General features: G+C 62.1%; 19 protein-coding genes. 8 read left to right on the top strand and 11 right to left on the bottom strand.

Annotated elements, in window-relative coordinates:
• Positions 1-2: 2 nt before the first annotated feature.
• From DN745_RS13540 to DN745_RS13495, 10 genes are all read right to left on the bottom strand, one after another.
• Positions 3-1,982, bottom strand: coding sequence for an aconitate hydratase (locus DN745_RS13540; protein ID WP_111337685.1), 1,980 nt, complete (start codon positions 1,980-1,982; stop codon positions 3-5).
• Between the two features lie 120 nt (positions 1,983-2,102).
• A complete protein-coding gene (locus tag DN745_RS13535) occupies positions 2,103-3,380 on the bottom strand; it encodes an MYXO-CTERM sorting domain-containing protein (protein WP_111335646.1) in 1,278 nt (425 codons plus the stop codon).
• Between the two features lie 219 nt (positions 3,381-3,599).
• A complete protein-coding gene (locus DN745_RS13530; protein WP_111335644.1) occupies positions 3,600-4,733 on the bottom strand; it encodes a hypothetical protein in 1,134 nt (377 codons plus the stop codon).
• A 135-nt stretch (positions 4,734-4,868) separates the two neighbouring features.
• Positions 4,869-6,014 (bottom strand): hypothetical protein, encoded by a 1,146-nt coding sequence (locus DN745_RS13525; protein WP_111335642.1) that lies wholly within the window; start codon positions 6,012-6,014, stop codon positions 4,869-4,871.
• A 97-nt stretch (positions 6,015-6,111) separates the two neighbouring features.
• Positions 6,112-7,389, bottom strand: coding sequence for a kynureninase (gene kynU / locus DN745_RS13520; protein ID WP_111335640.1), 1,278 nt, complete (start codon positions 7,387-7,389; stop codon positions 6,112-6,114).
• A 28-nt stretch (positions 7,390-7,417) separates the two neighbouring features.
• On the bottom strand, positions 7,418-8,308 hold the full coding sequence (locus DN745_RS13515) for a cyclase family protein (RefSeq protein WP_111335638.1): 891 nt from the start codon (positions 8,306-8,308) through the stop codon (positions 7,418-7,420).
• The gene (locus DN745_RS13510) at positions 8,301-9,380 is read right to left on the bottom strand and encodes an amidohydrolase family protein (protein WP_111335636.1); all 1,080 of its coding nucleotides are present in this window, start codon (positions 9,378-9,380) and stop codon (positions 8,301-8,303) included. Before DN745_RS13510 ends, DN745_RS13515 begins: the two co-directional genes overlap by 8 nt.
• 66 nt (positions 9,381-9,446) lie before the next feature.
• The gene (locus tag DN745_RS13505) at positions 9,447-9,974 is read right to left on the bottom strand and encodes a 3-hydroxyanthranilate 3,4-dioxygenase (protein ID WP_111335634.1); all 528 of its coding nucleotides are present in this window, start codon (positions 9,972-9,974) and stop codon (positions 9,447-9,449) included.
• Positions 9,975-10,081: 107 nt separating this feature from the next.
• Positions 10,082-10,345, bottom strand: a complete 264-nt coding sequence (locus tag DN745_RS13500) for a hypothetical protein (protein WP_111335632.1) — start codon at positions 10,343-10,345, stop codon at positions 10,082-10,084.
• A 123-nt stretch (positions 10,346-10,468) separates the two neighbouring features.
• On the bottom strand, positions 10,469-11,479 hold the full coding sequence (locus DN745_RS13495; protein WP_133621838.1) for a lysophospholipid acyltransferase family protein: 1,011 nt from the start codon (positions 11,477-11,479) through the stop codon (positions 10,469-10,471).
• 141 nt (positions 11,480-11,620) lie between these two features.
• Between DN745_RS13495 and DN745_RS13490 the strand changes: the two genes are divergently transcribed.
• The 8 genes from DN745_RS13490 (at position 11,621) to DN745_RS13455 (ending at position 17,881) form a co-directional block, all read left to right on the top strand.
• Positions 11,621-13,141, top strand: coding sequence for a phospholipase D-like domain-containing protein (locus DN745_RS13490; RefSeq protein WP_204354995.1), 1,521 nt, complete (start codon positions 11,621-11,623; stop codon positions 13,139-13,141).
• 88 nt (positions 13,142-13,229) lie between these two features.
• On the top strand, positions 13,230-13,628 hold the full coding sequence (locus DN745_RS13485) for a DoxX-like family protein (protein ID WP_111335630.1): 399 nt from the start codon (positions 13,230-13,232) through the stop codon (positions 13,626-13,628).
• Positions 13,625-14,347, top strand: coding sequence for a DUF2071 domain-containing protein (locus DN745_RS13480; protein ID WP_111335628.1), 723 nt, complete (start codon positions 13,625-13,627; stop codon positions 14,345-14,347). The genes DN745_RS13485 and DN745_RS13480 overlap by 4 nt, the downstream gene beginning before the upstream one ends.
• A complete protein-coding gene (locus DN745_RS13475) occupies positions 14,335-15,102 on the top strand; it encodes a class I SAM-dependent methyltransferase (protein WP_204354994.1) in 768 nt (255 codons plus the stop codon). The genes DN745_RS13480 and DN745_RS13475 overlap by 13 nt, the downstream gene beginning before the upstream one ends.
• Positions 15,099-15,494, top strand: a complete 396-nt coding sequence (locus tag DN745_RS13470; RefSeq protein WP_111335626.1) for a hypothetical protein — start codon at positions 15,099-15,101, stop codon at positions 15,492-15,494. Before DN745_RS13475 ends, DN745_RS13470 begins: the two co-directional genes overlap by 4 nt.
• 177 nt (positions 15,495-15,671) lie before the next feature.
• A complete protein-coding gene (locus DN745_RS13465; protein WP_111335624.1) occupies positions 15,672-16,370 on the top strand; it encodes a TIGR00266 family protein in 699 nt (232 codons plus the stop codon).
• Between the two features lie 75 nt (positions 16,371-16,445).
• Entirely contained in the window at positions 16,446-17,153 is a 708-nt protein-coding gene (locus DN745_RS13460; RefSeq protein WP_111335622.1) for a TIGR00266 family protein, read from the top strand.
• Between the two features lie 47 nt (positions 17,154-17,200).
• Entirely contained in the window at positions 17,201-17,881 is a 681-nt protein-coding gene (locus DN745_RS13455; protein ID WP_111335620.1) for a TIGR00266 family protein, read from the top strand.
• A gap of 94 nt (positions 17,882-17,975) precedes the next feature.
• Here the strand turns inward: DN745_RS13455 and DN745_RS13450 are convergent, their stop codons facing one another.
• Positions 17,976-19,988: an ABC-F family ATP-binding cassette domain-containing protein gene (locus tag DN745_RS13450; RefSeq protein WP_111335618.1), complete on the bottom strand. Its 2,013-nt coding sequence runs from the start codon at positions 19,986-19,988 to the stop codon at positions 17,976-17,978.
• Positions 19,989-19,996: the final 8 nt, after the last annotated feature.

The raw sequence follows: 19,996 nt of genomic DNA, 5'->3' as shown, positions 1-19,996 counted from the left end.
TATTATTTTCCCGCCAACCTTTCTTTCATCAGCGGGATCAGGCCCCCGGCGAGGATCGCCTCGACCTGGCGTTCCGACAGGGTGTGGCGGGTCTGGAAGACCCGGCCTTTGCTGGTGTTTTCGACCTCGATGGTGCTGCCCTTTTGAAGTTGGGCGTGGAGGTTGTTGATGCGAAGGGTGTCGCCCTGATGGATCGCGGCGTAGTCGGCGTGGTCGATAAATTCGAGCGGAAGCACCCCGAAATTGGCCAAGTTTTGCCAGTGGATGCGGGCGTAGGATTTGGCCAGGGCGAAGCGAAGCCCCAAAAAGCGCGGCGCGATGGCGGCGTGCTCGCGGCTGGAGCCCTGGCCGTAGTTATCGCCGGCGACCACGCTGTGGCCGGAGGCTTGCGGGTCTTCGTCGCGATAATGCAGGGCGCGATTGTAATATTCGGGGTCGAGCACATCGAAGGTAAAGCGGCTAATGGCCGGAATATTGCTGCGAAAGGGGAGCACTTCGGCGCCCGCGCGCAGAATCTCATCGGTGGAGACCCCGTCGCCCATTTTCAGCGCGACCGGGGCGGTGAGTTGGTCGGGCAGCGGGTCGAATTCGGGCAGCGAGTGAATGTTGGGGCCCTTGACCAGGGCGACCATTTTGGCCTTCTCGGGCGGCAGCGGCGCGATGAAGATGTCTTTGGAGATGATGATCTCGTCGGGCTCGACAATCTTCGGGTAGTCCATGCCGAGGTCGCGCGGGTCGCAGATCTCGCCGCGCAGCGCGCTGGCCGCGGCGGTCTCGGGGCTGACAAGGTAGACCAGGTCGTCCTTGGTGCCGGAGCGGCTGGGGAAGTTGCGCGGCACGGTGCGCAGGCTGATCTGGTCTTTTGCCGGGGCCTGGCCCATGCCGATGCAGCCGTTGCAGCCGGCCTGATGCAGGCGCGCGCCGGCCTGGATTAGGCTGAGCAGGTGGCCGCCTTGCGTCAGGTTTTCGAGCACCTGGCGCGAGGCCGGATTGATATCGAGTGACACGCCGTTGGAGGCCTGTTTGCCGCGCATGATTTCGGCGACGATCGCGAAATCGCGCCACCCGGGGTTTGCCGAGGAGCCGACATAGGCCTGGTAGATGGGGCGCCCGGCGACCTCGCGCACCGGGACGACGTTGCCCGGGCTCGACGGCAGGGCGCATAGCGGCTCGAGCACGCTCAGGTCGATCTCTTCGTGGACGTCGTAGGTCGCGCCCGGGTCGGCGACCAGCTCGACCCAGTCGTCTTCGCGGCCCTGGCGGCGCAGGAAGTCACGCACGCGCTCATCGGAGGGGAAGACCGTGGTCGTGGCGCCCAATTCGGTGCCCATATTGGCGATGACGTGGCGGTCCATGACCGAGAGGTTGGCCAGGCCGGGGCCGTAATATTCGATGATGCGCCCGCGGCCCCCGTCGACGTCGTGGCGGCGAAGCATCTCGAGGATCACGTCCTTCGCGCTGACCCAGTCGGGCAGGCTGCCGCTGAGTTTAACCCCCCAGATCTTGGGCATCCGGATATTGAGCGGCTCGCCGACCATCGCCAGCGCGACCTCCAGGCCGCCGGCGCCCAGCGCCAGCATCCCGAGGGCCCCGGCCGCCGGCGTGTGGCTATCCGAGCCGACCAGGGTCTTGCCGGGGATACCGAAATGCTCCTGGTGAACCGGGTGGCTCACGCCGTTGCCGGGGCGGCTAAACCAGATGCCCCAGCGCTTGGCCGCGCTGCGCAAAAATACGTGATCGTCGGGGTTCTTATTATCCTGCTGGACCAGGTTATGGTCGACATATTGGGCCGACAATTCGGTCTTCACCCGCGTGAGCCCCATCGCCTCGAGTTCGAGCATCACCGCGGTGCCGGTGGCATCCTGGGTGAGGGTCTGGTCGATCTTGAGGGCGATATCTTCGCCGGGGCGCATCGTTCCGGAGATCAAATGCGAGGCGATCAGCTTTTCTGCGACATTCTTAGCGTTCGAATTCTGAGCCATTATTTCCATCCCATTGGTGCCGGCTTCGGCGTGAAATTTCACGCGAGGCGTTGTCAGTATTGAGTTCGAGACTCAAAAATGTCGGCACCGATGGAAGGAAGTCAAAGAAATCGTTTTCGCTTAGGAGCGCTTCGTGCGTCGCCGCAGCCCGAAGAGGGCGCCCAAAAACAGCAGCGCGCTGGCCAGGGGCGTGGGTGAGCCCGGGGTGCTCGCGCACCCGCAGCCTGCGCCGGTCATGGCGCCGTTGAAGCCATTGTCGGGTTTTGTCGGGTCGCCTGCGTCCTCGCCGGTTGTGACATCCGCGGTGCTCGTCGCGTCCTGCGCGCCCTCCGTGTCGGGCCGGTTGGGCAGGACGTCGTCATCCGAGGGGTCGCGCACGTCGACCATCGGGCCTGTGTCGGCGCGAACATCGTCATCGGGCCGCACATCCTCGTCGGGGCCGGCGTCCGGGCCCGCGTCGGGGCCGACGTCATCCCCGCCGCCTGCATCCGGTTCTTCGGCGCAGAAATCGGGGCGTCCTTCGCCCTCGTAGGGACGTTGCTCATAGGTGGGGAACGCGTCGCTCCCCACGCAGCGCTCGTCGGCAGATAACAGGTTATCCGAGACGACCGACCGGGTCTCCAGGGTCACGCAATAGGGGCTCTGGGCGTCGGTCGGAAAAGTGATGGAGTGCGAACTCACATCGCCCATCACGTCCCAGATGACCTCAAAATGCCCGTCAGCGGTCGACAGGGTATGATAGACCTGGCGGGGGTCGCTGGTGGCCGGCTGCGTCACCTTGAAGGTAAGCGTGGGGAGGTAATCGTAGCGGGTGTACCAGCAGAACTCGTCGCTGCAGGAGCCGGGCATCTGCTCGAGGTCGATCGGGCAGCATTCCTGACCGCTGGGCGTCTCCGTCCAACCCGGGCGAAGATCGCCGCCGAAGCTGGCCTCGCCGGATTGGGCAGGCGAGCGAGTGCTGAGGAAATTCGCGGTCGACTCGAGGGTGAATTGCTCGGGGTTATTGGGGTCAGTGGCGCGAATCATCGCGGTATAAGCGGTGTTGAGCGCGAATTGTTCATTCGGGTGCCAGACGACGAGAAATTCTCCGTTGGCGTCCACGCTGCTGGAGCCGGCGACCTGCGTCGAGATGGTCCTGGTCGTCCCCTCGATGATCGCACCCGTCGCGCTGTTGGTGACGTCTATGCTGAGCGTGTCGAACGATGCGTCATAGCGGTAGACCTTGAAGACAAGGGCGCCGTCGATGGGGAGCGTCTGCGAATGCTCGGTCCCGCGCTCGAAGATCCCCTGCTGCGGCGGCGAGCAAGCGTGGGCGTCGCTGGGGGCGGCGCTATAGAGCCCGGCGGAGACGAGCGAGACGAGCAATGAGGCGGCGAATTTTTGAGATAGATTTTTCATCACAGTGTTTTTGTCCGGGGGGCGTAGCAGATTCGGCGTGTCTAATAGGTATCAGGTGCCACGTCACGGCACAAATATTGTGATTCAGGTTTTGGATGGATTTTGGCTGATTTTTGGCTGCAGTATCGCGCGAGTTTCACCCAAAAAGCCCACCGCGTTCGCGGTGGGCTTTGGGCTCTATGAGGCCGACGGGCCTCGGTGCTCTCTATTTACCGGGGCTCAACGCCGGCGCGAGAAGATCGGCAGGCGCAAGGCCCCCAGCGTGATGAAGAAGAACATCATGCCGAGCAGGGAGGTGGGCGCATTGGGCGTGGCGCTGCAGCCGCAGCCGCCGCCGGCGACATCGGCGCCGAGCTCGGGGTTGACCGCGTCGGGGCCTTCGGGGCCGCTGGCGTCGGGCTCGCCGCTGGTATCCTGAATGCCAACGGCGTCGGGATACGGGTGCTCGACGACGTCGTCGCTCGCCGTGCAACTATCGGGGCGCTCCACGCCTTCGAGGTCCACTGCGTCCGGCACGCTATGGTCAAAGCAATTTTCGACCTCTTCGATGAGCTCTTGACTCGCCAGGGCGTAGGTCTTCAGGGTCACGCAGTGGTTCGGGCCCGAGTCCGCTTTGGGGAAGAGCAGATGAAACGAGTGCGTGTCGCGTCGGTCCCAGAACAGCTGCGAGTAGCCATTGCTGGCTTCGAGGCGATGGTAGGTCTGGAGGTCGGCGTCGCCGGTAGGCAGGCTCACCGTCAGCTCGAGCTGGGATTGATAGACGGTCTGGGTTGGCCAGCAGGTCTCACAGCGTCCGCAGGAGTCGCAATTGCTCAGATCTCTGCAACACTCCGTGGAGCCCTGGCTCTCGTGGGTCGTGATGGCCGGGAAGTCGCCCATCGTGGCGACCTCCAGCGTCGTCGTCTGCTCGCCCGCGGTGCGGAAGGTGCGCTGCTCGTCGAGCAATACTTCGCCGCCTTCATCGGGGAATTCGGCCAGAAGCCTCGCGCTATAGGTGTGGTCGGGGAGCAGCGGCTCGTCGGGGGTCCAGATGACCAGATGTTCGCTATAGGTCTGGTTGGGGATATACGGGCTCTCACTCATCAATTCGTAGGCGAGGCTGCCGTTGACGACCTGGTCGCTCTCGTCGCGTACCTCGATATTTCGCAAAAACTGAACCCGAAAACTGATCGCGTCGATCCGAACCGCCCAGGCCCCGTCGACCGGCACGAGCTGCTCGGTCTGAGTCGGCTGCAGATAGAGGCCCTCGGGCATGGGGTCACACGCATCGGCGGCGCGCGGCGCGCTGGCGATGCCTGCGGCGAGGAGCGTGACGAGCGATAGAGCGGCGATTCGTAGCGTGGCGGATGCCATAGCGTATCTCTTGGTCAATGCGGTGGCCCCCAGGGGCGTCGACGATGCGCAATGGCTAACAGTTGCGGCGACAAACTTCAACTTTTGGGCGCAAAAAAGTTGAGCCGGGGCTGGGCGCCCCGGCTCAAGCTGCGATTAGTTGCGGCCTGAGAAGATCGACCGGCGCGATGCGCCCAGCGCGGCGAAGAAGAGCAATATGCCGAAGAGCGAGGTCGGCGCGTTGGGCGTGGAGCTGCAGCCACAGCCGGTGTCCGTGTCGGCGCCGATCTGCGGGGGCTGAGGGCCCGCGTCGGGGCCGCCGGTGTCGGGCCCGTCGGTGGTGTCGGGCGTCTCACCGGTGTCGGGTTGAGTCGTGGTGTCCGGCTCTTCAATCACGTCCGGTGCGTCCTCGCATTGTTCGGGGCGCGTGACTCCCTCGAGCTCGCGCTCGGTATAAGAGGGCAGCTCGCTCTGCTCAAAGCAGGTCTCGGTCTCGTCGAGTAACTCCTGGGTGGCCAGGGCGAAGGTCTGCACGGTCACGCAATAGGGGCCGGGCGCGCCGTCTTCAAAGAGAAAATTGAGCGCCTCGGTGTTACGGTTATTCCAATACAAATTATAGGTGCCGCTGGAGGCTTCGACCCGGTGATAGGTCTGCAGATCGGTGTCGGTCGTGGGGAGGTTCACCTCGATATCGATGGTGGGCTGGTACACATAGGAGGTCGCCCAACATTGGGTGCAATTTCCGCAGGAATCACAGAAGGTCGACGTCTCACAGCACTCGAAATTTCCCTGGTTTTCGGTGATTTGAATCGACGGGGAGCCTTCCACGGTGGCGACCTCGAGGTTGGCCTGCGGGCTGGCCGCGGTCTCAAAGGTCGTCTGCTCATCGAGGAATAGATGGTCTTCGGCGTAGGGATGGGGCGCGCTTACGCTGACGCTATAGGTGTGCTCGGGAAGCAAGGCTTCGGCGGGCGTCCAGACCACCAAATTCTCGGAAGCCGCGCTGAAATACTCATAGGAATACTCGTTTATCACGACGTTGGAGACGCTGCCGGCCACCAGCGCGTCGTTCTCGTCGCGCACCTCGATGCTCAAATTGTCGAGGTCGTCACCCTGAACATAGGCGCGAAACGCCCAGGCGCCGTTGGTCGGGATCGTCTGTGCAAATTCGACTCCTCCAGAGGCAAAGATTCCTTCTTGGGGCGGCGAGCAGGCGTCGGCGCTGCGCGGGGCGCTGAAGACGCCGGCGCTGAGCAGAGAGGTGAGCGCGACGGCGGCGAATTTAAACGTGCTGGGTTTCATCGGGTTTCTCGTATGAGCAAATATTAGTGATGTCTCCCCAACGCTAATATTTGCTCAAGTGAGATTCAAGTTTTTGCGCGAGGTTGCCGACTTGGGTCTATTGGGCGTTGGCGCCAATTACGCCGCGCAAAATATCCCAAAACTTCCATACATCCGCGAAAGAATTATACAGCGGGGCCGGCGCGATGCGGATGACGCCGGGCTCGCGATAATCGCAGATCACGCCGCCGTCGGTGAGCGCGTCGAAGAGTTTTTTGCCGTCTTTTTGGGCTTTGAGCGACACCTGTGAGCCGCGGCGTGCGGGGTCGCGCGGGGTGATGATGTCAAAGGACGCGGCCGGCAGGGCGTCGAGAAGGGTGAGCAGATAGTCGGTGAGGGCGAGTGATTTTTTGCGCAGCGCGGGCATTCCGGCCTCGTTAAAGAGGCGAAGCGACGCTTTTTGAGGGGCCATCGCGAAGACCGGCGCGTTGGAGACCTGCCAGCCGGCAGCGCCGGGCTGCGGCACGAACTCGGGCTTCATCTCAAAGCGGGTGTCCGGGTCGTTGCCCCACCAGCCCGTGAGCCGCGGGAGGCCGGGGGCCATCGCCCACCGCTCGTGCACGAAGCAGCCGCCGGTCGCGCCGGGGCCGGCGTTTAGGTATTTATAGGAGCACCAGACCGCGAAATCGACGCCCCAATCGTGCAGGCGAAGTTCGACGTTTCCGACCGCGTGGGCCAGGTCAAAGCCCACGCGCGCGCCGACCGCGTGGCCGGCGTCGGTGATCGCGCCCATATCGAAGACTTGCCCGGTATAGAAGTTGACGCCGCCGAGCATCACCAGGGCCAATTCCTCACCCGCGTCCTCGATCGCCGCCAGCACGTCTTCGTCGCGCAGGCACTCCTCGCCGGGGCGCGGGGCGAGCTTGATGACCGCGTCTTTGGGGTCAAAGCCGTGGAGGGCGGCCTGGCTGTCGACAGCGTAGTGATCCGAGGGGAAGGCGCCGCCCTCCATCAGGATTTTGTAGCGGGTTTGGGTGGGCTGATAGAAGGAGATCATCATAAAATGAAGATTCGTCGTGAGCGAATTCATCACGACGATTTCACTCGGGCTCGCGCCCACGATGGGGCTTAATTGCTCCGAAAAATAAGCGTGATAGCCGAGCCAGGGGTCGCGGGCTTCGAAGTGGCCGTCGACGCCGAGTCTGGCCCAATCCTCCAGCTCGCGATCAACATCGGCGCGCACGCCTTTGGGCTGCAATCCCAGGGAGTTACCGCATAGATAAATGCTCGGCTCTCCGCCCGATTGCTCGGGGATAAAGAACTGGTCACGAAAGTCTGCCAGCGGATCTTCGCGGTCGAGTTTGAGGGCGTAATCGAAGTCGGTTGGAGCGGTCATGGGCGGTCTCGATGGATTGAAAATGAGGTCAAATAATATTGAAAAATAGCGGGCGAGAGGGGGCTGCGTCGAGGGCAAATCGTGGAATCTGAAGGCTTAAGAAGCCTGGGCAATCGCCGAGTTCATCGGGGATAAACGCCATCTCGGTGACGGTCTTGGGGCTGGGCGCCAGGCCCTGCAGGCTGTGCGCGCCCGGTGGCAGATCGAAGAATCGATGATGGTTGGGCAGTCGACTCTGGTCGACCTCTCGGTCAAGCGAGGGCAGGTCCAGCACGAGGTGCTCGCAGCCCATCTTGCCCAGCCAGGCGACGGCTTCGGCGGTCGGGTAGGGCGGGTTCGAGCCGCCGTATTGGCGCGTCATTTTGTCGGCCGAGTTCGGGAGGGTGCGAAGGATGAGCGCCTCACAGAACGCTACGCAGACGTCGTCGGCGCGGGTTTTAAGCGCGCGCCACGCGCTCTCAAGCGCCCGTCTGGTCAGTACGCGGTCGTCGGGGGCGCTCGCCCCGCCGTAGGACTCGTCGGTGTCGCCCAGACGCTCCAGCCCAACGCTTAAGATCACCGCCGGGATCAGCGCCTGGGTCGCCAATTCGCCGACCGCGACCGCCTCGTCCACCAGATGCCCGACGCACTCGGTGTGGGTGCCGTTTCCGTGCGGGTTCAGGTGGATATCGGCGCAATTGGCGCTGCCGCCAAGGCGCGTGTCGCCGACGAAACCCTCGGCGCGCGCCGGGGCGGCGTGGGCGCTCGTCAGGTGAAAGGCGTTGGGCTGTGCCGCCGCTTTTGATGACGCGCAGCTATTGCTTACCTCGGCGTTAAGTCCTTCAAAGTAAAGGGGAATCGCCAGGGTGTGTGAGGCGGTTGGGTCGACCCGGTAGGCGCGGTCGCCGAGGGTGATTTGCAGCGAGATTGCCTTAGTCATGATGGGTCACCGGCCCGCAGCAGGAGCGCGTGATGCGCACGGAGTGCGCCCGACTGGCGTCGGTCTCATAGTCGGCGCGCGCGCGGTTTGCCCACTCGAGCGCGGTGCCGCTGAGCATGCGCTCGCGCGCCGCAGCGCTCAAAAAGTCCACCGACTCGATAAGCTGTCCGGGGGCCAACTCACCCAGCGGGAAGGGGTAGTCGGTGCCGAGGGCGATGCGTTCCTCGCCGAAGATATCCACGACGAATTCCAGGGCGCGCGGGTCGTGGACCAGCGAGTCGATATAGATGCGCCGGGCCAGCTCGCTGGGCGGGGTCGAGGTTTGGGTCTGGCAGAGGTCCGGGCGCATCTTGAAGCCGTGGTCGATGCGCCCCAGCGTGGCGGCAAAGGAGCCGCCGCCGTGGGCAAAGGCGAAGCGAATGCGCGGGTATTTCTCGATCACCCCGCCCATCATCAGCGAGCAGATCGCGCGGGAGGATTCCGCCGGCATGCTCACCAGCCAGGGGAGCCAGTGGCGCGGCAGATCGTCAAAGCCCATCATATCCCAGGGGTGCACGAAGATCGCGGCGCCCAGGTCGTTGGCGGCCTGCCAGAACGGGTCGAAGATGGGATCGTCGAGGTTCTGGTTCTCGACGTGCGTGCCGATCTGCACGCCCACCAGCCCGAGGTCGTTGATGCAGCGCTCCAGCTCCTGGGCGGCGCGCCTGGGCGCCTGCATCGGCACGGTGCCCAGCCCCATAAAGCGCTTGGGGAAGCGCGCGATGCAGTCGGCGATATGGTCGTTGAGGATCTTTGAGAGGTCGTGGGTGTCGGCCGGCTTGGCCCAATAGCTAAACATCACCGGGACGGTCGAGAGCACCTGAACGTCGACGCCCTGGGCGTCGCACTCCTCCACGCGCACCGCCGGGTCCCACAGGTTCGGGTGGACCTCGCGAAAGAAGGTCTGCCCCTTCATCATCTTCGCGCACCCGGTGCCCGTATGCTCCAGGCGGATAAACCCGCCGTAGCCGTATCGCTCGCGCAGGTCGGGCCAATCGCGGGGGAGAATATGGGCGTGGATGTCGATTTTCATCAGGCTACCGGTGTCATAGGGGCTTAATGCAACGGGGCTCAGGCGAAGATGCGATTCCGCGCGGGGCTATTTTTTCAGGCGCTCGCCGCAATGGGTGCAGGTGCGTTTTTCGTCGTCCGCCCAGAAGTCTTCGATGGCCCGCTTGAGCTGGCCGACGATGTCGACCAGGTGGAAATACTCCTCGTGGAGCACCTCGCCGCAGCCCTCGCAATACCAGCGAAGCCCGTCTTCGACGCCCTCGGGGCGCGGGTGCTCGATCACCAGGCCGACGGTGTCGGCCGCGCGCTGCGGGCAGTGCGGGACGCCGGCGGGGAGCAGAAAGATCTCGCCCTCGCGGATGGTGATGTCGCGGAAATGGTGCGCGCCGTCGGCGTCCTCCTCGACGACCTTTAAGACCATATCACCCTCAATCATGCGGAAAAACTCCTCGCTTTGATTGATATGATAGTCTTTTCGGGCGTTTGGGCCACCGACGATAAAGATGTCGAAATGCGCGTCCTCCCAGATCTTTTTATTGCCCACCGGGGGCTTTAGGAGGTCACGGTTTTCGGCGATCCATTTTTCGAGGTTGATAGGCGGAAGCAGCTGAGCCATCGCGGGTCTCATGGGGAAGGGCGTAGGGTTGTGTCGAAGATATTCGTGGCGGGAGGGGGACGCTGCGCGCGCGCCGGAGCGGCGCGCGCGCAGGGGTTGGGTCGGGCTTATTTGGTCGCGGCCCATTTGCGGATTTCGGTGCGGAACCAGTCGTCCGCGGCTTCGGTCCATTTATAATTGTCGCGGATAAATTTGACCGTCGCTTTCTCGATGTCGGTGTAGTTGTCGCCGTCGACGACTTCTTCGTAGAGCTGCTTGGCGTCGTCGGTGCTCAGGCGTCCGTCACCCTGGCCCTGGGTAAGTTTGTCGGCAAGCTCAAGGAGCTCGCGGTCATATTTAACGCCGTCGATCGTCTTATAATAGCTGCTCATAATTCACATCTCCACAAATGTTAGGGAAACTAAATACGTAGACACCCATTGTCTGCATATTAATTTTAGGGAACATACACGATTTTGGCGGATGCCTACAATCATCATCGCGACACGCCCGCTTTAGAGGAATCGCTTGCCGCCGCGGACCCCGTCGCTCTCGAGATCCTCTGCAAATTGGTAGGGCGGGTCAAGCAGAACGTTGATGCGCTCCATGACTTCGTCGATATAGCCCTGAAACGCGTCATAATGCAGGGACTCCGCCTCGGCAGTGAAGGGCTCGAAGGGGGCGTCGATGTGAAATTCGGCCATGTCTTCGTAATAAATCGGCTCCCCTGCGCGGTAGATAATATGGCCCGGCGAGCCAATCGGGGAGTTGCCCGGGTAGACCTTGTCGGAGCCGTTGCAGCCCACCGGGATGACCGGGGCTTTGAGGTAAAGCGCCATCTGGGCCATGCCGATGCGCCCGCGCGACAGCCGAATCGAGCGCGTCCCCTGGGGGAAGATGAGCAGGTCCAGGTTCTTTTGCTGCGCTTCGATATTGAGCTCGACAAAGCGCGCCATCATCTGGCCGAAGAGGCGATTGATATAGGTGGGGTAGTCTTCCTGGTGGGGCGCAAAGGCCACGCCCAGCACGTCGCGCGCCTTCTCCAGGATCGGCGCTGGCACGACCTTGGCCAGCGCGCTAGGCTCGTAGGGCGGGGCGTCGAGCCCGGCCACGCTATTTACGGCGTCGCGCAGGGCGCGGTATTCGTCGCCCGAGGGCGTTCGCTCACAAACCGCCTGGAAATCGCGCGCGATGAGATAGCCCCGCGAGACCGTGGGGATATTATTCATGACCTCCATAAATTGGCCGAGCGCCGGGTTTTCGTAATATTTCCCCTTCACCCAGGTTGCGGTATAACGATCCAAACTGCGCCATAGCTTGTATTGGAAGGGCCAATAATTATAGCGATCGGTGTGGTTTAGCGCGAATATAACTGGCTCATTGGGCAGGTTATCAAAGCCCTCAAAGTCAATCTTGACCCGCGGAGGCAGATCGTAATTGGGCATCAGGACGAGGTTTCCCATGACCTTTTGAGCCCGAGGGTTGGCGCTTAGTCGGATTCGGTTGAGTCGATTAAGGTCCAGCATAGAGATGCTCCGGTCGGAGAATAGGGCGAATTTCTGGGCCGCCTCCGGCGTTTATGCGTTCCATCGTAGCCGAGCGTTTCGGCCTCAGAATTTCAGCGTGTTGCGGGCCTACTTAGCCATATTTTTGCAGCGAGGACAACCGTGTTGGGAGCCGCCATAACTTGGGTAGCAGAGTGGGCGCCGACGATTCTGGCCGTCCTCGCGCCGCTGTCGGCCGTCTTTACCACCACTCATATCGTTTTGCACAAGCGTGAAACACGCTCGGCGATCGGCTGGATTGGGCTTAGTTGGCTGGTGCCCTTTATCGGCAGCGCGCTGTATCTGATGCTCGGGGTGAACCGGATTCGGCGGCGCGCCGTGGAATTGCGCGGGGATCGCAGCGCCTATGCGTTTCGCGACGCGCGCAGCGCCTCGTTTAACCCCGGGCTGGACGGGGAGGCCGCCGAGAGCGCCCCGAGCGAATACTGCGTCGAGGGCAGCACCGGCCGGAGCTATCTGCCCGTCGACGTGGCGCACCTGGGCGGGTTGATTCGGGTCGTCAACGAAGTCGCCACGCGCCCCTTGCTCACCTCCAACAACGTCGACGTGCTCTTTAACGGCGAGCAGGCCTACCCGGCGATGCTCAAGGCGATCGGGGAGGCGAAGACCTCCATCGCGCTGTCGAGCTTCATCTTCGACAATGATAAGTGGGGCCGCATCTTCGCGGACGCGCTGGCCGAGGCCTCCGAGCGCGGCGTCGCGGTGCGCGTGCTCGTCGACGCCGCCGGCTTGCACTACTCATTTCCGTCGATCATGGGATATTTGCGGCGCAAAAAAGTGCGGGCCGCGCGCTTTTTGCCCCAGATATTTCCGCCCCATTTGATGACCGCGAACCTGAGGAATCACCGTAAAATTCTGGTCGTCGACGGCCAGATTGGCTTCACCGGCGGCATGAATATCCGCACCTCACATATGCTCGAAGAGCCGAGCAAGCAGCCCACCAAGGATATCCACTTCCGCCTGGCCGGCCCGGTCGTCTCCCACCTCCAGGAGGTCTTCGTCGACGATTGGAACTTCGCCACCGGCGAGGAACTGCGCGGCACCAAATGGTTCCCCGCGCCCAAGCCCGCCGGGAAGTTGCTGGCCCGAGGCATCGCGGACGGCCCGGACGATAATCTCGACAAGATGCCGTGGATGTTGCTCGGGGCGATCACCGCCGCGCGCGAGAGCATCCGGATCGTTACGCCCTATTTTTTGCCCGACCCGTCGCTTATCGACGCGCTGAACCTGGCGGCCATGCGCGGCGTCGAGGTCGACGTCATCATGCCGGGCAAAAATAACCTGCCCTATGTGCAATGGGCGTCTTTCGGCCTGATGCGCCCGCTGCTGCAATTCGGGTGTCGCGCCTGGCTGACGGCTCCGCCGTTTGAGCATAGTAAGGTGATGGTCGTCGACCGCCATTGGATGGTGTTTGGCTCCTCGAATTGGGACCCGCGAAGCCACCGGCTCAACTTCGAATTTGACGTCGAATGCTACGACGGCGAGCTGGCCGGACGCCTGGACGACTGGGCTTGTGCCAAGCTCGAGGACGCCACGCAGATCACCCTGGAGGACTACGACAAACGCGGCTTCTGGCGCCAACTTCGGGACGGGACGTTTCGGTTGATGTCGCCGTATTTGTGATTGAGCCGAGGATGCTCGGGCGACTGCGCCGTTGACAGTCGGGCCGTTGTGCCCAAAGGTCCGGGGGACAATCGACCGAGGAGCGACAATGAACCAGCGCACACGACAATTGCTTCGTACCGGCCTCGCCGTTGTGATCGCCGGGGTGTGGGTGGCCAATGGCCTGTGGGCGAAGATCCTGGGCAATGTCCCGCGCCACGAGGCCATCGTCGCGCGCGTGCTCGGAGCCGAGGTCGCGCCCTGGCTTATCCTCTTGATCGGCGTCGGCGAAGTATTTATCGCCGCCTGGGTCTTGAGCCGCTTTCGCCCGCGGGTGTGCGCCGCGGTGCAGATCGCGCTGGTGCTCAGCATGAATGTGTTGGAGTTCATCTTCGCCCGCGACGTGCTGCTTTTTGGCGGGCTTAATTTTGTCTTCGCGCTGGGTTTTTGCGCGCTGGTTGCCTTCCACGGATCCCTTTCTCATCGGGTTACCCAGGGGCCATTATGAGTCGATTTACGTCGCATCCCTTCGCCGTCGAGGCGCATTTCGAATATTCGCTGGTGCTGGCGTATTCGTTCCCAAAAGAGGTGCTTGAGCCGCTGTTGCCGCCGGGGCTTGCGCTTGATCTTCACCAGGATTCGGTCGGCTTTTTGGCGGTCGCCCTGGTGTCGACCCGAGGCCTTCGCCCCAGGGGGTTCCCGGCGATTTTTGGGCAGGACTTTGTGCTCGCCGGCTATCGGCTCTTTGTGCGCTATAATACATCTCAGGGACGCAACCTGCGCGGGCTCTATATTCTGGGCTCCGAGACGGATTCGCTGCGCATGAAGTGGGCCGGCAATATATTCACTCATTACCGCTACGCGCAAAATAAGTTGGTCTTTGAGCGCTTTCCTAATTTGCTCACGGTGCGCGGCGAGGGCCTCGAGGTCACCGTCGACCCGGACAGCGAGGCGCCGCTGCCCAAGGGCTCAGTGTTCAAGGATTGGAAGGCCGCGCGCAGGTTTGCCGGGCCGATGCCATTTACCTTCTCGCGCGACGGCGACGAGATGATTATCATCGAGGGTGTGCGCTCGAATTGGAAGCCTCGCCCGGTCACGATCAAGAGCGCCGAGGTCGGGTTCATCGACCGCCTTGGCCTGCAGGGCGGGCAACTCTCGAACGCGTTCATCATCGAAGACATCCCCTATTGGTGGAAGAAAGGAGAGCGTGACCCGTGCCCCAGCTAAGGACGCCCGCCCAGGGGGTGCGAAATATTGTGCGCTTTAATTGGCCGTTTTTTGCCATGGCGTTGGGCGTGGTCGTGGCGCTGGGGGGCGGTGCGTGGCTGAGCTCCGGCCTGCTCCGAGGGCTGCTGGCGGCCGCGGCGTTCGCCACGCTGCTGCCGGTCGCGGTGTCGCTGGGGGTTTCTTGGTGGGTCTACGACCGCTCCGAGCTCTACCGGCTCGACTGGCTTGGGCGTGTGCCGAATCTGAAGTTGGGGCGTGCGCTCAATATTCACAGTGGTTTTGATGAGACCAGCGAACTTCTCCGAGAGCGCGTCCAGAACCTCGTCGTCTTCGATTTCTACGACCCCGCGGCGCATACCGAGGCGTCGATCGCGCGCGCGCGCCGCGCCTACGACGTCTTCGAGGGGACGCAGGTGGTCAAGACGACGGCGCTTCCGCTGCCTGACGACAGCGTCGACACCGCCTTTGTGATCTTCGCGGCCCACGAGATTCGCGACGACGCTGAGCGCGCTGCGTTTTTTTGCGAGCTTGGCCGGGTGCTCAAGGCAGACGGACATATGGTGGTCACCGAGCATCTTCGCGACGCGCCCAACGCCCTGGCTTATACCGCCGGTGTGTTCCATTTTTTGTCGAAACGCACCTGGCAGAAGACCTTTGAGCGCGCTGGCTTACGCGTCAGCACTTCGTTTCGCATCACTCCCTTTGTGACGACATTTGTGCTCAAAAAAATCGCGACAGGAGAGGCCACGCGATGACTCAGCATCTCGAATGGATCGGCGTTCTCCTTATCGTGCTGGCCTGCGTGCACGCGGTCTTTCCCAGCTATTTCGATTGGAAGAATGACCTTCGTCCTCTTCAGCAGATCAACCGGCAGGTGATGTATGTGCATACGTTTTTTATCGCGCTCACCGTCGGCTTGATGGGGCTTTTATGCCTGCTCGCCGCCGATGAGCTCGTGTCGACTCCGCTTGGGCGGATGATTTCTGTGGGGCTGGGCATCTTCTGGGGGTGCCGGCTATTTGCGCAGTTTTTTGTGTATTCGTCCGAGTTGTGGCGCGGAAAGAGGTTCGAGACGCTCGTGCATATCGTGTTTTCGGCGACCTGGATCTATCTGACCGGGGTGTTTTTGTGGGTGGGGTTCGGGTGAGCGATGCCTGGCGCGAATCAGCGGGGAGGAGCCTCACTCCCATTCGCCGTATTTCCCATCTGTTCTTCAAAACAACTTGCTTCGCCCAACTAATCGGCGGTACGCTGCCTGCGATTCGAAAATAGAAAGTACGCCACTGTAGGGTCATCGACCCTACTTCCTTTGGAGGCATGTGAAATGCACCACGAAGTCACGCATAAACCCGGTTTTGCGATGCTCCGCGTCGAGCTTGAGCCCGGCGAGAAGTTGGTATCCGAGCCGGGTGCCATGGTCGCCATGTCGCGTAGTATTGACCTCAGCGCCAAAATGAGCGCGGACGATACCACGGGCTTTTTCGCCAAATTGGTGATGTTCTGGTTTGCGCTGGTCAAAAAGTTCATCGGCGGCGAGTCGGTCATGTTTAGTCACTACGACGCCCGCCAAAAGGGAGCTGTCTGGATATCACCGACCTATATGGGTGACATCCACCACCGAAGGCTCAGCGGCGAGACACTATACCTGGCCAAAGGTGCCTATCTTGCGTCGACCGGGAGCGTTGAGATTAGCGTGAAATTCGGCGGGTTTAAGGCGTTTATCATGCCCTGGACTAGCTCGTTTAAGCTCGTCGCCACCGGAAACGGCGACCTGTATTTCAACAGCTACGGCGGCATTCAGGCGATTGAGGTCAACGGCTCGTATGTGGTCGACGACGGTCATATCGTCGCTTACGAGGGCTCGTTGACCCGCAAGACCCGCAGCGTCGGCGGTGGGGTGACCGGGCTATTGGCCTCCGGAGAAGGCCTCGTCAAGGAGTTTCAGGGCCAGGGCACCGTCTATATTCAGACGCGCAACCGCTCCGCGTTGGCTGGCTGGCTCACACCGATGTTGCCGGGCTAATCGCTATTGGCGAGCCCGGGTTTTTCTTTTTAGTTAACGGTTCGACAATGTGGAATCGAGTCTTGAGGTCAATCGATGGATATTGATGTATTGTACCGTCCCGTCAACAGCGTCGCGCGCGTGCGCCTGCAGACTGGTGAGCGGATCGTGGCCGAACCAAGCGCGATGATCGGCATGAGCACCAGCGTCAGTATGACGACCGGCATGCGTGGGTCCTCTCAGGGCAATGGCGGCGGCCTGCTCGGCAAGATCGCCGGCGCCGCGAAGTCGATGCTCGCCGGGGAGTCTTTCTTCACAAATACCTTCACCGCCAACAGCCCGGGCGAGGTGCTGCTGGCGCCGGCGCTCAGCGGCGATATTATCGTCGAGGAGCTCCCCCAGCGGGGCATCACGATGCAGTCGGGCGCGTATGTCGCCAACACTCCCGGGGTCGATATCCAGACGAAGATAGGCGGGGGGGTCACCTTTTTTGGCGGCGAGGGGATGTTCGTGCTCAAGGCCACGCCCAGCGCTCCGGGTCAAAAGGTAGTTATCGCGTCGTTTGGGGGCATCGAAGAGATGCAGGTCGACGGCTCGATGGTCGTCGACAACGGCCACCTGGTCGCCTGGGACTCCGGCCTCGACCTGAGCCTGCACAAAGCAGCGACGGGTTGGATCGGCTCGTTTTTGTCCGGCGAGGGCAAGGTCTTTCACATCAACGGCCAGGGCCGCGTGTGGATCCAGACTCGCCAGCCCATCGGGTTCGGTCGCGCCATCGCGAGTCTACTTCCGCCGAGGCAGTAGTCCTCGACCCCCCGACGTCTAAGATTTCAGCCAAACGCGAGACACCTATGAAGTATGAAATTCTTTCGAATCCGAACTTCGCCATTGCCAAGATTCTATTTGAGCAGATCGGCGAGCAGCTCGTGGTCGAGGCCAGCGCGATGGTGGCCAAGTCGACCGACCTGCAGATGAAGACCGGGATGCGCGGCGGCCTGATGGGCGCGGCCAAGCGCAAGCTATTGGGCGGTGAGTCGCTATTCCAGAACACCTTTACGGCCACCACCGCCGGCGAGACCCTCTGGGTCGCCCCGCCGGGCGAAGGGGATATGATATCATTTGATATGGACGGCTCAGAGCCGGTCTTTATGTCCTCGGATAACTTCGTGGCCTCCGGCCCGAATGTCGAGCTCGACACCAAATGGCAGGGCGGCAAGGGCTTCTTTAGCGGCACCAGCGTCTTTATGCTGCGCGCCGACGGCATCGGCCCGCTCTTTGTGGGAAGTTACGGCGGCATTCACGCCATTCAGGTTGGCCCCGAAGGCTATATCGTCGACAATAACCATATCGTCGCCTTCACCGGCGGGCTCGATTATCAAATCCGCACGGTCGGCGGTCTCAAGAGCTTTTTTGGCGGGGGAGAGGGCTATGTGTGCGAGTTTCGCGGCCAGGGCACCCTCTGGGTGTCGACGCGAAGCGCCGACGCGCTGGCGAAATTCGTGCATCCGTTCCGCCAAACCAAGAGCAACTAGTTTGGCGGTCAGTCTTGGCGGTCAGTCTTGGCGGTCAGTCTGGTTCACCAGCCGGGCGAACTGGCTGGGGTCTCGTGTGTAGCGTGATGGTTCCTTATTTCACATCCCGGCGCGCCTCCAACTCCTGCCACTCCTCAAATAACTCTTCCAGGCGCGCGTTGAGCTCGTGGTGCTGGCGATTCAGCGGCGCCACCTTGTCGGCGTCCTTGGCGTAAAGCTGCGGGTCGGCCAGCCGGGCCTCGACCTTCGCGATATCCGCCTCGCAGGCCTCGATCTCAACTTCGAGCGCCTCCAGGCGGCGCTGTTCTTTCCAGCTGAGTTTTTTGGGGCCTTCGTCGGGCGCGCTGCTTGGGCGCGACGACGACGCCTTCTTTGAGCTCTTCTTGCTGGAGGTATTCTTCGACGCCCTGGGCTTTTGCAGCACGTTGGGGTCGACGCCGGCGACGGTGTCGCGCTGGGCGCGGTAGGTGTCGTAATTGCCCCAATAGCGCACGAGTTTTCGGTCCTCGAACGCGCAGATGCTATTGCAGACGGTGTTGAGGAAATAGCGGTCGTGGCTGACCACGAGCAGGCAGCCCTTATACTCGGTGAGGGCTTCTTCGAGGGCGCGAAGCGACTCGATATCGAGGTCGTTGGTGGGCTCGTCGAGCACCAGGAGGTTGGCGTTTTGGGCGATAACCTGGGCGATGCGCAGCCGGCGGCGCTGGCCGCCAGAGAGCGTCTTGACCTGGGATTTGAGCAGGGGTTTGTCGAAGAGATAGCGCCCTAAATAGTCGCGTTTATGGAATTTCGTGTCCCCAATCCACACATAATCGCTCTCGCCGAAGGCCTCGTAGACCTGCATCTCGGCGTCTTCCATGGCGTCGGATTGGTCCAGGTAGCCGATGACGGTTTGCTCGTCGACCTCGATGGTGCCGGCGTCAAAGCGCATCTGGCCGGTCAGGATTTTTAAGAGCGTCGATTTGCCGCAGCCGTTGGGGCCGACGATGCCGATCTTGTCGCCCGGGACCACCGAGATGCTGACGTCTTCGATCAGCGTTTGCTTGGGCATATGTTGCAGCAGGGCGGGGCTGATGTCGCGGTCGGCAGGCTGGGGGACAAATCCCTTATACAGGCCGCGGGCCGACAGCAGGTGCGGGCCCATGGAGGGGCCGTTGGCGATCGGGATATCGATATGTTGCTCGATGGTGTCGCGGCGCGCGCTCAAGGCGCGCTCAACTTCGTCGAGCCGGGATTTGGAGGTTCGCGCGCGCGCCTTAACGCCGCGCTGCAGCCACTCGTGCTCGTCGTCGAGCGACTTCGCCTGGCGTGCTTTGGTGGTGCGCTCGACCTCGATGCGCTTGAGCTTGCGGGTGATAAATTCTTTGTAGGTGCCCGGGTGGCTATAGAGGCCGTGGGGCGTGGCTTCGATGATGCGGTCGGCGATCTGCTCCAAAAAGTAGCGGTCGTGGGTGATCAGCAAGACGCCGCCGGGGAATTGGCGCAGCCAACTCTCGAGCCAATCGACCGCGTCGGGGTCCAGGTGGTTGGTGGGCTCGTCCATCAGCAACAGGTCGGGGACCTCGATGAGGGTGTGGGCCAGCGCGACGCGGCGGCGCTGGCCGCCCGAGAGCTGCTTGACCGGGGTGTCGATATATTCGGCCAGCCCCAGGCGCCCCAAGACCTCGTCGACGCGGCGCTGCCAGTCCCAGCCGCCCGATGCCTCGATGCGCCGGCGCAGCCGGTCTTGCTCCATAATCGCGTCGTCGAGCACATCGGCCTGGGTGCTCGGGTCGAAGTCGGCCATCGAGGCCGAGATCTTCTCGTAGTCATCGATGAGCCGGCGTACCTCGCTGACCGCCTGGGCGACCATATCGCGCGGGGTGGCGTCGTCGGCCAGGTCGGTCTGCTGGCTGAGGTAGCCGATGCGGATGTCGTTTTGCATCGCGATGGTGCCGGCGTCGGCCTGGTATTTGCCGATGAGGATGCGAAACAGCGTGGTCTTGCCGACGCCATTGGGTCCCATCAGCGCGACTTTTTCGCCTTCGTCGATGGCAAAATCGACGTCGTCAAAAATGATATGATCGCCGAAACTCATCGAGAGGTTTTGGACATTCAATAAATTCATAAGGTCTT

The organism is Bradymonas sediminis (assembly GCF_003258315.1).
GTDB lineage: Bacteria > Myxococcota_A > Bradymonadia > Bradymonadales > Bradymonadaceae > Bradymonas > Bradymonas sediminis.
The sequence above is the reverse complement of the archived record's forward strand: the minus strand, read 5'-3'. Positions and strand labels throughout refer to the sequence as shown.